The following is a 13678-nucleotide window of genomic DNA, read 5'->3' on the forward strand; positions in this document are numbered from 1 at the left end:
CGCATCACCCGAAGGAGGAGCCCTCATGTCCGACGTCATCATCTATCACAACCCCAAGTGCGGCACCTCGCGCAACACGCTGGGCCTGATCCGCAACGCCGGCATCGAGCCGCAGATCGTCCTGTACCTGGAAACGCCGCCCTCGCGCGAAACGCTGAAAGCGCTGTTCAAAAAGGCTGGCGTCAGCGTGCGTGATGCCCTGCGCGAAAAGGGCACGCCCTACGCGGAACTGGGTCTGGACGACACGTCGCTGTCGGATGACGCGTTGCTGGACGCGATCGAGCAGCACCCGATCCTGCTGAACCGTCCCTTTGTGTCGACGCCGCTGGGCGCGAAGCTGTGCCGGCCGTGCGAACTGGTGCTGGACATTCTTCCGTCGCCGCAGAAGGGCGCTTTCTCGAAGGAAAGCGGCGAGCCGGTTGTCGATGCGCAGGGCAATCGCATCCAGAAGTAAAAGCGGCCGTATCGAAGCGCGTTGTAAGGGAACTGACGGGTACGGTCATTACCATCGCGGCAACCGATTTATTACGCCGCGATGACGTGTCATGGATTTCCTGGAAAGCTTCAACCAGTCCCTTTTTCTTCTGATCAACGCCGACCCCGCCACGCCCGCGTGGCGGATCCATGCGGCCATGCTGGTGGCGAACAAGCTCATCCTGCTGGTGCCGGGCGTCATGGCCGCCGTGTGGCTGTGGGGCAAGGAAGCCCGGCGCAGCCTGATGCTCAAGGCGCTGGCCAGCGTCGCCGTGGCGTTGGCCGCCAGCTATTTATGCGGCATGCTGTGGCCGCATCCGCGGCCGTTCGTGATCGGCCTGGGGCACGCCTTCTTCACGCACAAGGCGACCTCGTCGTTTCCCAGCAATCACACGATCATCATCGCGGCCTTCGCCTTTGCGCTGATCCTGGATCGCCGCTGGGCGGGATGGGGCTGGCTGGCATTGGGGGGCGCGTTGCTCGTGGGGACATCGCGCGTGTATCTGGGCGTGCATTTCCCGCTGGATATCCTGGGCGGGTTGCTGCTGGCGCCCATGGCCGCGGCGGTCACGATTCCCGTGTGGCGCCGCGCGGGCGCGCCGGTGACGGCGGCAATCCAGGGGCTGTATCGCAAGGTGCTGGCCCTGCCGATTTCGCGTGGATGGATCCGCGCATGACGGGGGTCACGACGGCCGGCGCGGCAGCGGCCGCAATGGCCGCTCCCGCCCTGCCCCTCAATTCACTGCAACTTTCGCTTCCTTGACCAGCTTCGCGTAGTTCGCGGTGTCTGCGCCTATGCGTGCCTTCATTTCCGCGGGCGTGTCGCCGATCGGCACCGCGCCGATTTCCGCCATGCGGCGCGTGAAATCGGGTGATCGGATGATCTTCACCATCTCGGCATTCAGCCGGTCGACCACCTCCTTGGGCGCGGCGGCCGGCGCCAGCACGCCGAACCACGTGCCCATGTTGAAGGGCTTCAGACCGGCCTCTTCCATGGTCGGCACGTCCGGCAGCGCGGCCGAACGCTGGTTGGTGGTGACCGCCAGCGCACGCAGCTTGCCGCTCTGAATGTGCGCCAGCACCGGCGTGATCGTGTCGAACGACATGTCGATCTGGCCGCCCAGCAGATCGGTCGTCAGCGGACCACTGCCCTTGTACGGCACATGCAGCAGCTGCACATGGCCCGCGCGCTCGAACTGTGCGCCGATCAGGTGCTGGCCCGTTCCCATGCCGTTGGAACCGTAGGTCAGCTTGCCGGGCGACGCCTGCGCCAGTTTCAATAGCGACGCCACGTCCTTGGCGGGCAGCTTGGGATTGACGACCAGCACGTTGGGCACCAGCGCCACCGTGGTGACCGGCGCGAAGTCCTTCTGGAAGTCGTAATGCAGGCTTTTGTAGACACTGGTGGCGATGGTGTGATGCACCGCGCCCATCAGCAACGTGTAGCCGTCCGGCGCCGCCTTGGCGACGTAGTCCGCGCCCAGCGTCGAACCCGCGCCCGGCTTGTTCTCGACCACCACCGGCTGGCCGAGGCTCTTGGCCAGCTCCTGCCCCAACGCGCGCGCCAGCACGTCCGTCGTGCCGCCCGCCGGGAACGGCACGATCAGGCTCACGGGACGCGCCGGGTAGGACTGCGCCTGCGCGCCGCCCGCGAATGCAACGCCGATCAGGCAGGCGAACGCCAGGGCGCGCGCGGTCATCGCTTTCTTATGCATGATTTGTCTCCTGACTACGAATGAACTTCGCTTGTTGTTGTGTTGCCGGGCGCAGGGGTCGGATCTGATGTCCTCTTACCTGACCGGATTTCCTGAAGCCGTAAGACAGATTCAGGTGTCTGACACCGGAAACGGTCCTACATCAAGAAGGGTGTCTGACACCGGAATCCGTCCTACATCCGGAAGCCGTCTATGCCGCCTTGGCTTGCGCCGATTCCGCCAGCTTTGCGCAGACCGCCTTGGTCACCTGCTCGGTCGTCGCCCGTCCGCCCAGGTCGCCGGTGTGCAGCGCGGGGTCGGCGGTGACGCTTTCGATGGCCTGCATCAGCCGCGCCGCCGCATCGGTCTCGCCCAGGTGTTCCAGCAGCATCACCACCGACCAGAACGTCCCGACCGGATTGGCGAGTCCCTTGCCCATGATGTCGAAGGCAGAACCGTGGATGGGTTCGAACATGGACGGGTAGCGGCGCTCGGGGTCGATATTGCCGGTGGGCGCGATGCCCAGGCTGCCGGCCAGGGCGGCCGCCAGGTCGCTCAGGATGTCGGCGTGCAGGTTGGTGGCGACGATGGTGTCCAGCGTCGCGGGCCGGTTGACCATACGGGCGGTGGCGGCGTCGACCAGCTCCTTGTCCCAGGTCACGTCGGGGAATTCGCGGCTGACCTGCACGGCGATCTCGTCCCACATCACCATGGCGTGGCGCTGGGCGTTGGACTTGGTGACAACGGTCAGCAGCTTGCGCGGCCGCGACTGCGCCAGCTTGAACGCAAAGCGCAGGATGCGCTCGACGCCGGCGCGCGTCATGATCGACACGTCGGTCGCGGCCTCGATGGGATGGCCTTGATGCACGCGGCCGCCGACGCCGGAGTACTCGCCTTCGGAGTTCTCGCGCACGATCACCCAGTTCAGCTGTTCGGGCGTGCAGCGCTTGAGCGGGGCGTCGATGCCCGGCAGGATGCGCGTCGGGCGTACGTTGGCATATTGGTCGAAGCCCTGGCAGATCTTCAGGCGCAGGCCCCACAAGGTGATGTGGTCGGCGATGTCGGGGTCGCCGGCCGAGCCGAACAGGATCGCGTCCTTGTCCCGCAGCGCATCCAGCCCGTCGGCGGGCATCATGACGCCATGCTTGCGGTAGTAGTCGCCGCCCCAGTCGAAGTCTTCAAATTCGAACCGCAGACCGCCCTGGGCCGCGAGTTCCTGCATGACGCGCTGGCCGGCGGGAATCACTTCCTTGCCGATGCCGTCGCCGGGGATGGTTGCAATGCGATAGGTCTTCATGGTGCCAGCGCTCCGTGCGGATGAGTCTGCTGGCACTGTACCGAGCGCGGCGCGTGGTGAACGCGCCGAAATTCACAACATTTTCAACTTGAAGTTGAAAGTGCCGCCTCGGTACGGCGCTGCGGCTGCGCGCTGCGCCAGGCGGCCTCGTGCGCCAGCAGCCAGCGCTTGCGGTGCAGGCCGCCGCCGTAGCCCGTCAGCGCGGCGTTGGCGCCGATCACGCGATGGCAAGGAATGACGATGCCCACGGGATTGGCGCCGTTGGCCAGCCCGACCGCGCGCACGGCCGTGGGACGGGCGATTCGGGTCGCCAGCGTGCCGTAGCTGATGGTGCTGCCGCCTTCGATGCCGCGCAGCGCGTGCCAGACCTGCTGCTGGAAGCGCGTGCCGCCGAAGGCGACCGGGAGATCCGTGATGGCGTCCACGTCGCCATCGAAATACGCTTGCAGCGCGCGGCTTGCCTGCGAAGGCTGCGCGGCGTCCTGCAGTTGCACCGCGCCCCGGCCGTACTGGCGCTGTAACAGCAGGTGCATGCGGGATTCGTAGTCTTCCCAGTCCACGGCGCGCAGGTGGGCTTGGGCATCGGTCAGCACGAGCATCCGGCCAATGGGGGTGGGAACCCGTTCCAGCAGAAAGGTGTGTACCGGCATGATGTCGCTCCGGATAGGTGTGCAAGCCGCCAATATAGACCCGCCGCCGGACCGGGCGCTGGCGGTTTTCGGACAGCAGTGTGACATTCACAACCCTGTCCGAAATCCGCTAGATCTTGCCCGCCCGGCGGCGTTAGCATCGCTTCATGAACCTGAACCACGAAGCCTGCTACAGCGCCATCCAGGTGCGCGACGCCCGTTACGACGGCCGCTTCTTCACGGCCGTCAAGACCACGCGCATCTATTGCCGTCCGGTCTGTCCGGCGCGCACGCCGCTGTCGAAAAACGTCACGTTCTTTTCGACGGCCGCGGCCGCGCAGGAAGCCGGGTTTCACCCTTGCCTGCGCTGCCGCCCCGAAACGGCGCCCGAAGTCGGCCCCGGCCACGAGTTGCCGCCCACCGTGTCGCGCGCATTGCAGCGTATCGAGCTGGGCGCGCTGGACGAGGCCGGCGTCGATGCGCTGGCGCAGCGCCTGGGCGTGGGCGAACGGCAGTTGCGGCGCCAGTTCCGCCAGCACCTGGGCGCCTCGCCCGTCGCATTCGCGCAGACGCGCCGCGTGCTGCTGGCCAAGCAGCTCATCCATGAAACGCAGTTGCCCATGGCCGAGATCGCCTTCGCGTCGGGATTCGGCAGCATCCGCCGTTTCAACGAGGTGTTCCTCGACCTGTTCGGCCGGGCCCCCGGCGAACTGCGGCGTTCAGGCAAGCCGGAGGTCCCGGCGGGCCAAAATGGGGAAATCAAGCTGCTGCTGCGCTACCGCCCGCCCTACGACTGGGACGCCATGCTGGCGTTCCTGCGGCTGCGCGCCATTCCCGGCGTCGAGTCCGTGACGGGCGACACGTATGCGCGCACCGTCAGCCTGGATGGTGCGCAAGGCACGGTCACGGTGCGGCCGGGCGCGGGCGACGCGCTGCAGGTGGCGGTGCGCTTTCCTCATCTGCCGTCGCTGCCGGCCATCATCGCGCGCCTGCGCCGCGTGTTCGACCTGGCCAGCGACCCGGCGGCAATCGCTGCGCAGTTTGCCGCCGATCCGGTCATGACAGCGCTGATGCAGGCGCGGCCGGGGCTGCGCGTGCCGGGCGCGTGGGACGGTTTTGAACTGGCCATGCGGGCAGTGCTGGGACAACAGATCACGGTGGCCGCCGCCATCCGGCTGGCGGGCAAGCTGGTGGCGGCGCATGGCAAGCCGCTAGCGCAGCCGGACGGCGCGCTGACGCACGTGTTTCCCGAGCCGGACGTGGTGGCTGCCGCCGAACTGGCCTCGCTGGGCATGCCGCGCAGCCGGGCGGCGACGCTGTCCGCGGTGGCCGCGGCAGCGGTCGCGGACCCGCATCTCTTTGACGCCGCCCTCGACCTGGAAGACGCCGTGCGGCGGTTGCGCACGATACGCGGCGTGGGGGAATGGACGGCGCAATACATCGCGCTGCGGCAATTGCGTGAGCCGGATGCGTTTCCGCATGCGGATATCGGCCTGATCCGCGCGCTGGAAAAACTGGAATCGCGGGCCTACACACCCGCGCAACTGTTGACGCGGTCCGAGGCCTGGCGGCCGTGGCGCGCCTACGCGGCGCAGCACCTGTGGACAGCGTGATCGATGTTGAAGGAATCGCGCGCAACGGGATCTCGCACAAAGGAACAGCGCTTCACCACCGCCCCTCCGACCCTTCGCCGAAATACGCCACCAGAAAATCCACGAACACCCGCACCTTGGCGGACAGGTGGTGCCTTTCCGGGAAAACAGCGTAGATATCCGCCTGCGGCAGCGCATAGTCCTCCAGCACCTGCACCAGCCGGCCGCTGCGCAGGTAGCGCGCCAGGTCCCATTCCGCGCGTTGCAGGATGCCCAGGCCGGCCAGGCCCCAGGTCAGGGTGACCTCGCCATCGTTGCTGCTGAGATTGCCGCGCACCTTCACGGTTTCGCTGCGCCGGCCCTTCGTGAAACGCCACAGCCCATAGGCAGCGTCGTTCTGGCGCAGCACGATGCACTGGTGCCGCGCCAGATCGTGCGGCGTGGCCGGCGTGCCGTGTTTTTTCAGGTAACCGGGCGACGCGCACACGAGGCGCCGGTTGGGCGCGATCTTGCGCGCGATGAGACTCGTGTCGGGTAGATCGCCAAAGCGCACCGCAACGTCAAAGGCCTCGCGCACGAAGTCGGCCGGCCGGTCGGTCAGCTGCAATTGCAGCGAGACTTCGGGATACTGCTGCGCGAATTCCGCGATGGCCGGCGCGATATAGCTGCGCCCGAAACCCAGCGGCGCATTGACTTTGAGCAGGCCGCGCGGGGCGGCCTGACGGCTGGCGATGAGCGCGTCCAGGTCGTCGATCTCGCCCAGGATGCGGCGGGCGTTTTCCAGATACACCTCGCCCTCGGCGGTAAGACTGAGGCGCCGCGTGCTGCGGTTGAAGAGCCGCACGCCCAGCCGCGCCTCGATCTGCGCCAGCCGCTTGCTGACTGCGGCAGGGGTGACATCAAGCTCGCGCGCCGCGGCCGACATGCCGCCCGCGCGCGCAAGCTCAACGACAAGGAGCAGTTCGCTGGAATGCCCCATCGGTGCGGCCCGCGCGGCTTAGTCGCGGAAGTTTTCGAACTGCAGCGGCAGCTCGACGTCGGTCTTTTTCAGCAATGCAATGGCGGTCTGCAGGTCGTCGCGCTTCTTGCCCGAGATGCGCAGCTTGTCGCCATTGATCTGCGATTCGACCTTGAGCTTGGCGTTCTTGATGGCGGCGATGAGCTTCTTGGCGACGGGCTGTTCGATGCCCTGTTTGATGGTGACCTTCTGGCGGGCGCCGCCCAGGTTTTCCAGCGGGTCGGCCACGTCCAGGCAGCGCACGTCGATGCCGCGGGCAGACAGGCGGCCGCGCAGGATGTCCAGCATCTGCTTGAGCTGGAACGCGCTGGAAGCGACCTGGGTCACGACATAGCCCTCGAGCTCAAACTTGGCTTCGGTGCCCTTGAAGTCGAAGCGCGTGGACAGTTCGCGGTTGGCTTGGTCGACGGCGTTGGTCAGTTCGTGTTTGTCGACTTCGGAGACGACGTCAAAAGTAGGCATGACACGGGGTCCTGTGAAAATTGGCGGAAAAGTGCAATGCCCGCCATTTTACCGGCCCCGCGTCCGGCGTCACGCCGTCATGTCGTGACCACCAGCAGGCGCTCGGGCTGCAAGGGATGCGGCATGACATGGGCGTCGATGCCGTAGGCCAGGAACAGGTTCTTCGGCGTCAGCACCTCGGCCGGCGTGCCCGACGCGATGGCCCGGCCGCCGCACAGCAGGAGCAAGCGGTCGCACCAGCGCGCCGCCAGGTTCATGTCGTGCAGGATCACGAGTACGCCGGTATCGCCGTCATGGGCCAGGCCCGCCGCGACGCGCAAGAGGTCGCCCTGGTGCTTGGGGTCCAGACTGGCGGTGGGCTCGTCCAGCAGCAGATAGCGCGGCTCACCCTGCGCCCGGGCCGCCTTGCACTGCACCAGCACGCGCGCGAACTGCACCCGCTGCTGCTCGCCCCCGGACAGCTCGGGATAGCGGCGCGCATTCAGATGCGACACGTCGGCCCAGCCCAGCGCCTGATCCACCAGCGTGTCCACCTGCGCGGGCGACAGTTCGGGAAACGGGTACGCCCCCATTGCCACCACGTCACGCACGTCCAGGTCGAAGCTCAACCCGGGCTTTTGCGGCAGCACGGCGCGCAGGCGGGCCTGTTGGCGATGCGCCAATTGCTGCACGTCGGCATCGCCCAGGCGGACCGAGCCAGCTTCCGGCGCCAATTCGGCGGACATCGCGCCCAGCAGCGTCGACTTGCCCGCGCCGTTCGCGCCCAGCAGGCCGACCACTTCGCCGGGCCGCACCGCCAACGACACCTTGTCCAGAATGCGGTTGCCGCCCCGCGTCAATACGAGATCGTCGGCTGCAAGCATCAACCGTGCCTCCGGCCGCGCGCCAGCAGCCACAAGAAAAAGGGTCCGCCCACCAGACTGGTCACCAGCCCGATCGGCAGCTCGGCCGGCACGACGGCGACACGCGACAGCCAGTCGGCCAGCGTCAGCGCCAACGCGCCGCCCAGCACGCAGGCCGGCAGCAGCCAGCGGTGATTCGCGCCCAGCGTCATGCGCACCAGATGCGGCACCACCAGGCCGACAAAGCCGATGCCGCCCGTCGCGGCAACCAGCGGCCCAACGATCAGCGCGCATGCCAGCACCAGCTGCGCGCGCACGCGCTTGAGCGCGTAACCCAGGTGCTGCGCTTCGCGCTCGCCCAACAGCAAGGCGTTCATGACGCGCCACTGGCGCATCAGCCACCAGGACATCAGCAGCACCCACGGGCCAAGGAACGCCAGCAACGTCCACTTGGCGCCGGCCAGGCTGCCCATGGTCCAGAACGTGAGGTCGCGCAACTGCGCGTCATTGGCCACGAATGTGAACAGGCCGATCATGGCGCCCGCCACCGCGTTGATGGCGATGCCCGCGAGCAGCAGCCCCGCCATGCCGGGCACGCGCCGGCCCAGCGCGTATGCGCAGAAGGTGGCAAGCAGGCTGCCGGCGAACGCGGCCGGCGCCAGCACCCAGAAGCCGCCCGAGGTCAGCACGATGGCGGCCACCGCGCCCAGCGAGCCCCCCGCCGAAATGCCGATAAGGCCGGGCTCGGCCAGCGGATTGCGAAACAGCGCCTGCATCGCCGCACCGGATATGGCCAGCGCGGCGCCCGCCGCCATCGCAAACAACACCCGCGGCAGGCGGATGTCGATCAGGACGTTGCGCCACAGCGCATCGCCCGGCGCGGGGTCGCCAAACAGCAGCGTGGGCATGTCGCGCAACGGAATCTGGACCGCGCCGCTGCTGCTGGCGGCCAGCGCCACCAGCGCCAGCACGGCGCCCAGCACTGCCAGCGCCAGCGGCGCGGAGACGCGCTTTGCGCTAGCGCCCCATGACACCGGCCGCCTCCCGCTTGAGTTCGGTCAGCGCCAATGGCAGGCGCGGGCCCATGCCCAAGAGGAGCAGGTCGTCCATGACGATGACTCGCTTGTGCGCGGCGGCGGGCGTGGAAGCCAGGCCCGGCAGCGCCAGCAGCTTGTCCACGCCGCCGGAAGCTTCCAGCGAAGTGCGCGTCACGACGATGACGTCGGGCGCCAGCGCGCTGACCGCTTCGGCCGAGATCGGCTTGTAGCCCTGCTGGTCCTTGAGCACATTCGCCAACCCCGCCATCGTCATGACTTCGTTGGCCGCCGTGCCGCCGCCCGCGCCTTGCAGCGTGCCGGTGCGGTTCATCACCAGGATGGCGCGCGCGCCAGTGACCGGAATCGCCTCGACCGCCTTCAGGTCGCGGGTGATCTCGGTCACCAGCGCTTCACCCGCCGGGGCCACGTCCAGCGCCTCGGCGATGTTGCGGATGCGCGCTTTCAGCGAATCCACCGACGGCGCGTCCGGCACGGTGACGATGCGCACGCCGACGTCGCCCAGGCGCTTGAGCGCGTCGGGCGGACCGGCCTGCTCGGACGCCAGCACCAGATCCGGCTTGAGCGCCAGCACGCCTTCCACCGGCACCGCACGGTAATAGCCGACGCGCGGCAGCTTGGTCGCGGCCTCCGGGTACAGGCTGGAGAGATCGTCTCCCACCAGCTTGCCGCCCTGCCCGAGCTGATACACGATCTCGGTCACGGTGCCGCCCAAGGTCACCACCCGTTCGGGCGGCGCCGCCTGCGCGCCTGCCGCCAACAACCAGGCCGCCACTGCCAACCATTTCTTCATCGCTCTCGTTTCCTTATGCGCTCAAGCGGCCAGCGGCGCGCTGCACAGGCTGACCATCAGGTCGCGCCATTGCGGGATTTCCCGCTGACCGGGTTTGCGTTCACCGAAGAACTGCACGATCAGGTCGCCCGTGCTGGCGTACACCTCCAGCGAGGTGACCCAGCCGTCGGTCGTCGGCTTGTTGACCACCCAGGCCGACGCGATGGCCGTGGTGTCCAGGTGCAGGTTGAACCTGGGATCCAGCACGTTGAACCACGGGCCCGCGCGGCGCAGCGACTGCACCGGACCGGAGTGGATCTGGATCATGCCGCGGTTGCCCACGAAGCACATGATGCGCAGGCCCGATTCGGCCGCCGATTGCAGCATGCGCTCCACGGCGTCGGCAGGCACCGGCTGCGCCAGGTCTTCGCCGGCCGCCGTCAGGGCCGCCAGGCGCGACACCTTGAACTTGCGCAGCAGCGGGAAGAATTCGTGCGTGTCCTTCATGCCCAGCCACGCTTCGCGCCACGCGGAAGCGTCTTCGACCTGCTCGGCGTCGGCGGACGGCGCGTAGGCCTGGGCCACGGGCCATTGCGACTCGCCCGCGAACCGCGCGACCAGCGCGTCCCATGCGGCGGCATCCGTGCCGTCGGTGCGGTAGACCTTGTGCACGGCCACGCCCGCGCCGTCGAAGAATTGCAGGCTCTGGCGTCCATCCTGCTCGACCGCCCAGGCCGACTTCCATGCAGTGAAGAACACGCGCAGGTCGATGTCCGGTCCCAGCACCAGACCTACCGGACCGTCGGCCTGGATGTCCTCATACACGCCATGGCGCTCGTGCACACACCAGTCGTTGCGCGTCAGCGCCATCACTTCGCCCAGCGTGCCCAGTTCGCGGAATATTTCTTGCGGCGCGCCATGCAGCGCCGTCGCCTTCACGCCGCCACAGCCGGCGGCCACCCACTCGGCCTCGGACACGCCCAACGCTTGGGCCAGATTGCGGGCGCGCAGCCCGGGTTGCGACGCCGCCAGCGCCTCATTGCGGGCACGCAGTTCTTCAGCGCGGGTCGAGAAATCATTATTCGTCATCGTAGGCCCTCCGGCCGGTGCAAAAAAACACTGCAGAAAACCGCCGCCGGTCCGGTCGGCGCCGAATGGCGGCGGACCGAACTCAATATTGATAAGTCAGTGAGAGGCGCACGCTGCGTCCCGGTTCCGTGTACCAATCCACCGCACGCGGGATCGCGGTGGCGCCCGCGGTCGGCACGTTGATGGCCTCCCAGTACTTCTTGTCGAACAGGTTGAACACGCCCGCCTGCACCTGCAAGCCCTTCACCGCGGCCGGACGCCAGTAGCCCATCAGGTCCACCACGCCATAGCCCGGCGCCTTGAAGTCGGGATTGGGCGCGTCGGGCGACGCATCGGGATACTCGACCTTGTTGCGCTGCATGGCTGTGGTGAGCATGGCGTCCACGCCCCACACGTCGCGGCCATACCCGACGCCCAGTATCGCCTTGAGCGGCGCGACGGAGTTCAGGTACTGCCCCGTGCCCTCGTCCTTGCCCACCGCCCAAGCCAGCGAGCCCCACGTGCGCCAACCCGGCGCAAACTTCCAGTGCGCGCTGGCCTCGGCGCCGTAGATGCGGACCTTGGCGCGGTTGACGTTGCCGGTCACGCCCAGCGGATACTGCCCCGCCCAACCCGGCTGCCACTGCGGCGAATTGGGATTCAGCGGCACATCGCCATCGATAAAGTTCTGATAACGATTATCAAAGAACGATACCGCACCGCCGAGGTCGTCGGTACCTAGCTTGGCGCCCAGTTCCCAGCCCTTGCTGGTTTCGGGTTTCAGGTACGGGTTGCCCACGCGCAGATAGGTGCCGGGGCCGCCGTAGTTGGTGTAGAGCTGCGTGGCGCTGGGCGCCTTGAAGCCGTAGGCGTATTGCGCATAGAGGCTGAGCTGCTCGGCCGCCCGCCACGTGCCCAGCAGCTTGGGCGAGAAGCGGCTGCCGCTGTTGCTGGGCGGCAGCGCGGCCGCGTTGGGGTTGCTTTCATAGCCGGCGGTGGACTGCGGCCGTTGCTCGTAGTGGTCGTAGCGCAAGGCCGGCGCCAGCGTGTATTTGCCATCGGCAAAGCTGAACTCGTCCTGCACCCACAGCGCCCATTGATTGCCCTTGGACTGCGGCACGTCGGCCTGGTTGGTGTGCAGCATGTCGCACGCGCGCGGGCCGAACGGCGCGGGCGTGCCGGGTCGGATCACCGGGCAGTTGTCGTAGCCGCTGGAATTCTGCTCGGTCTTGTTGCCGTACCACTCGCCGCCGAACGACCACAGCTGGGACACCGACGCGCCCGCGATGCGCTTGGTGAACTCCGTGCTGGCGCCGAAGAGCGTCTGCTGGATCGAATTGCTGCGGCCGTAGGGGCCGTTGGGAAAGCCGTAACGGAATGGGTCGCCCGGAATGATTCGGGCGCGCGCGTCCACGCCGCGGATGCCGTCCAGCGAGTTGTCCAGGCGAACGCGCTGCCAGTACACCACCGCGTTGGCCGTGTCGATCAGGCCGCCCGAATCCGGCGCCGTGTACGTGTAGTCGAACGACACGCGCTCGCGCTCGGTTTCCTTGCGGGTGCTGTTTTCGCCGATGAGGTAGCTGGTGCCGGGGCCTTGCTCCCACTTGTTGTCGATGTCGGCATTGCGCTTGAAGTATTCGCCCGTCAGGCCGAACAGATGCGCGCCGTCCACGCGCTGTTGCAGCTTCATGAGGAAGCTGCGCTGGTCGTAGTCTTCGGGGCTTGGCTTGCTGCGGCTGGCGCCGTAGCCGCCGACGTCGCCGCGGTTGTCCAGTTCGTGGCCGTTGCGCACCCCGGCCTGCACCAGCCAGAACGTGTTGCTGTGGATCTGGCCCGCCAGCGCGGCGTTGGCGCCCCAGCTGTTGTCGGCGGAGTCGTAATCGGTCTTGGCCAGCGCGCCGAAGGTCTTGCCGCCGCCCAGCAGGTCGGCCGGATTCAGGGTGTGCAGGTCGGCAATGCCCGAAATCGCGCCCGAGCCGCCGCCAGTGGCGTCCGCCCCGCGCACGATGTCCAGGCGCGACAGGCTGTTGAAATCCACCGCCTCCAGGCCGCCCTTCACGCCGCGCGCGCCGTCGTCCAGCCATGGCAGGCGGATGCCGTCCACGCGGGTCAGCACGCGGTCCTGATCCAGGCCGCGGATGTTGATGCTGTTGGTCGTGCGATTGAAGTTCACGCCCGGTTCGGCGCGCCGGCTCAGGTCGGTCCAGTTGCGGATCTGCAGATTGTCCAGGCGGCGGCGATCGGTGCTGGTTTCCCAGGCCGGCGTGACGACGGCCGCTTCGCCGTCGATCTGCACCGGCGCAAGCTGCGTCACGCTGCCCTGCGGCAACGCCTGCAGCACGAAGACGCCCGCGCTGCGTTCCTGCACGCCCAGCCCGCTGCCCGCCAGAAGACGCGCGAACCCTTCATGCACGGAGTACGCCCCCTGCAGTCCGGCGGTGCGGCGCTGGCCCACCAGCGCCGCATCGAACAGCACCGTCACGCCGGCGCTCTCCGCAAAACGCGGCAGCGCGTCCGCCAGCGATCCCGCCGGGATGCTGTAGCCGCGCGCCCCGGCCTGCGTCACCGCGGCGCCTTGCGCCTGCGCGGCGGAGGCCGGCAGCATCGCGGCGGATGCAGCGGTCAGGGCCAGCGCCGCATGCACGGCAGCGGTAAGACGGGTCAGCCGGCATTGCGCGCCTTGGGCTGCTCGGGAGCCGCTTGCGCGGCCGGCGGGGTAGTAAGCCATGGTCGTCCTTTGGATCCAACAGGTATCGGCATCCGTGTGCCTATACA

At 67.8% G+C, this 13678-nt stretch carries 13 protein-coding genes; 3 read left to right on the plus strand and 10 right to left on the minus strand.

The window, feature by feature from the left end; all coding sequences use genetic code 11:
- Positions 1-25 precede the first annotated feature (25 nt).
- Both arsC and MHZ91_RS05895 read left to right on the plus strand, forming a co-directional pair.
- A complete protein-coding gene (gene arsC, locus MHZ91_RS05890) occupies positions 26-454 on the plus strand; it encodes an arsenate reductase (glutaredoxin) (RefSeq protein WP_239212908.1) in 429 nt (142 codons plus the stop codon).
- A 91-nt stretch (positions 455-545) separates the two neighbouring features.
- Positions 546-1151: a phosphatase PAP2 family protein gene (locus MHZ91_RS05895; protein ID WP_239212909.1), complete on the plus strand. Its 606-nt coding sequence runs from the start codon at positions 546-548 to the stop codon at positions 1149-1151.
- Positions 1152-1208: 57 nt separating this feature from the next.
- Here MHZ91_RS05895 and MHZ91_RS05900 read toward each other — a convergent pair whose 3' ends face one another.
- The 3 genes from MHZ91_RS05900 to MHZ91_RS05910 all read right to left on the minus strand — a co-directional run bounded on the left by MHZ91_RS05900 (position 1209) and on the right by MHZ91_RS05910 (position 4115).
- Positions 1209-2189, minus strand: coding sequence for a tripartite tricarboxylate transporter substrate binding protein (locus MHZ91_RS05900; protein ID WP_175124471.1), 981 nt, complete (start codon positions 2187-2189; stop codon positions 1209-1211).
- A 190-nt stretch (positions 2190-2379) separates the two neighbouring features.
- Positions 2380-3465 (minus strand): tartrate dehydrogenase, encoded by a 1086-nt coding sequence (locus MHZ91_RS05905; protein WP_175137718.1) that lies wholly within the window; start codon positions 3463-3465, stop codon positions 2380-2382.
- An 83-nt stretch (positions 3466-3548) separates the two neighbouring features.
- Entirely contained in the window at positions 3549-4115 is a 567-nt protein-coding gene (locus MHZ91_RS05910) for a methylated-DNA--[protein]-cysteine S-methyltransferase (protein WP_239212910.1), read from the minus strand.
- A gap of 146 nt (positions 4116-4261) precedes the next feature.
- Here MHZ91_RS05910 and MHZ91_RS05915 point away from each other — a divergent pair, with 146 nt between their 5' ends.
- Positions 4262-5707 (plus strand): AlkA N-terminal domain-containing protein, encoded by a 1446-nt coding sequence (locus tag MHZ91_RS05915; RefSeq protein ID WP_239212911.1) that lies wholly within the window; start codon positions 4262-4264, stop codon positions 5705-5707.
- A gap of 52 nt (positions 5708-5759) precedes the next feature.
- Here the strand turns inward: MHZ91_RS05915 and MHZ91_RS05920 are convergent, their stop codons facing one another.
- The 7 genes from MHZ91_RS05920 to MHZ91_RS05950 all read right to left on the minus strand — a co-directional run bounded on the left by MHZ91_RS05920 (position 5760) and on the right by MHZ91_RS05950 (position 13631).
- Positions 5760-6665 (minus strand): LysR family transcriptional regulator, encoded by a 906-nt coding sequence (locus MHZ91_RS05920; protein WP_218343073.1) that lies wholly within the window; start codon positions 6663-6665, stop codon positions 5760-5762.
- 18 nt (positions 6666-6683) lie between these two features.
- Complete coding sequence (locus tag MHZ91_RS05925; RefSeq protein WP_056571865.1) at positions 6684-7166, minus strand: YajQ family cyclic di-GMP-binding protein; 483 nt, start codon at positions 7164-7166, stop codon at positions 6684-6686.
- Positions 7167-7243: 77 nt separating this feature from the next.
- Entirely contained in the window at positions 7244-8029 is a 786-nt protein-coding gene (locus MHZ91_RS05930) for a heme ABC transporter ATP-binding protein (protein WP_370647783.1), read from the minus strand.
- On the minus strand, positions 8029-8991 hold the full coding sequence (locus MHZ91_RS05935) for a FecCD family ABC transporter permease (protein WP_370647788.1): 963 nt from the start codon (positions 8989-8991) through the stop codon (positions 8029-8031). Before MHZ91_RS05935 ends, MHZ91_RS05930 begins: the two co-directional genes overlap by 1 nt.
- 34 nt (positions 8992-9025) lie before the next feature.
- Positions 9026-9856: a hemin ABC transporter substrate-binding protein gene (locus MHZ91_RS05940; protein WP_175137713.1), complete on the minus strand. Its 831-nt coding sequence runs from the start codon at positions 9854-9856 to the stop codon at positions 9026-9028.
- A 21-nt stretch (positions 9857-9877) separates the two neighbouring features.
- Positions 9878-10924 carry a hemin-degrading factor gene (locus tag MHZ91_RS05945; protein WP_239212914.1) on the minus strand — a complete coding sequence of 349 codons (1047 nt, stop codon included), beginning with the start codon at positions 10922-10924 and terminating at the stop codon, positions 9878-9880.
- Between the two features lie 82 nt (positions 10925-11006).
- Complete coding sequence (locus tag MHZ91_RS05950; protein WP_370647784.1) at positions 11007-13631, minus strand: TonB-dependent hemoglobin/transferrin/lactoferrin family receptor; 2625 nt, start codon at positions 13629-13631, stop codon at positions 11007-11009.
- Positions 13632-13678 lie beyond the last annotated feature (47 nt).

The organism is Achromobacter sp. ACRQX, from assembly GCF_022346505.1.
Lineage (GTDB): Bacteria > Pseudomonadota > Gammaproteobacteria > Burkholderiales > Burkholderiaceae_B > Achromobacter > Achromobacter animicus.

Excerpts from the sequence above, each read along its gene's own strand:
- MHZ91_RS05910 (WP_239212910.1), bottom strand. The coding sequence starts at position 4,115 with ATGCCGGTACACACCTTTCTGCTGGAACGGGTTCCCACCCCCATTGGC.
- MHZ91_RS05920 (WP_218343073.1), bottom strand. The coding sequence starts at position 6,665 with ATGGGGCATTCCAGCGAACTGCTCCTTGTCGTTGAGCTTGCGCGCGCG.
- MHZ91_RS05950 (WP_370647784.1), bottom strand. The coding sequence starts at position 13,631 with ATGGCTTACTACCCCGCCGGCCGCGCAAGCGGCTCCCGAGCAGCCCAA.
- MHZ91_RS05900 (WP_175124471.1), bottom strand. The coding sequence starts at position 2,189 with ATGCATAAGAAAGCGATGACCGCGCGCGCCCTGGCGTTCGCCTGCCTG.
- MHZ91_RS05930 (WP_370647783.1), bottom strand. The coding sequence starts at position 8,029 with ATGCTTGCAGCCGACGATCTCGTATTGACGCGGGGCGGCAACCGCATT.
- MHZ91_RS05925 (WP_056571865.1), bottom strand. The coding sequence starts at position 7,166 with ATGCCTACTTTTGACGTCGTCTCCGAAGTCGACAAACACGAACTGACC.
- MHZ91_RS05915 (WP_239212911.1), top strand. The coding sequence starts at position 4,262 with ATGAACCTGAACCACGAAGCCTGCTACAGCGCCATCCAGGTGCGCGAC.
- MHZ91_RS05940 (WP_175137713.1), bottom strand. The coding sequence starts at position 9,856 with ATGAAGAAATGGTTGGCAGTGGCGGCCTGGTTGTTGGCGGCAGGCGCG.
- MHZ91_RS05945 (WP_239212914.1), bottom strand. The coding sequence starts at position 10,924 with ATGACGAATAATGATTTCTCGACCCGCGCTGAAGAACTGCGTGCCCGC.
- MHZ91_RS05905 (WP_175137718.1), bottom strand. The coding sequence starts at position 3,465 with ATGAAGACCTATCGCATTGCAACCATCCCCGGCGACGGCATCGGCAAG.
- arsC (WP_239212908.1), top strand. The coding sequence starts at position 26 with ATGTCCGACGTCATCATCTATCACAACCCCAAGTGCGGCACCTCGCGC.
- MHZ91_RS05895 (WP_239212909.1), top strand. The coding sequence starts at position 546 with ATGGATTTCCTGGAAAGCTTCAACCAGTCCCTTTTTCTTCTGATCAAC.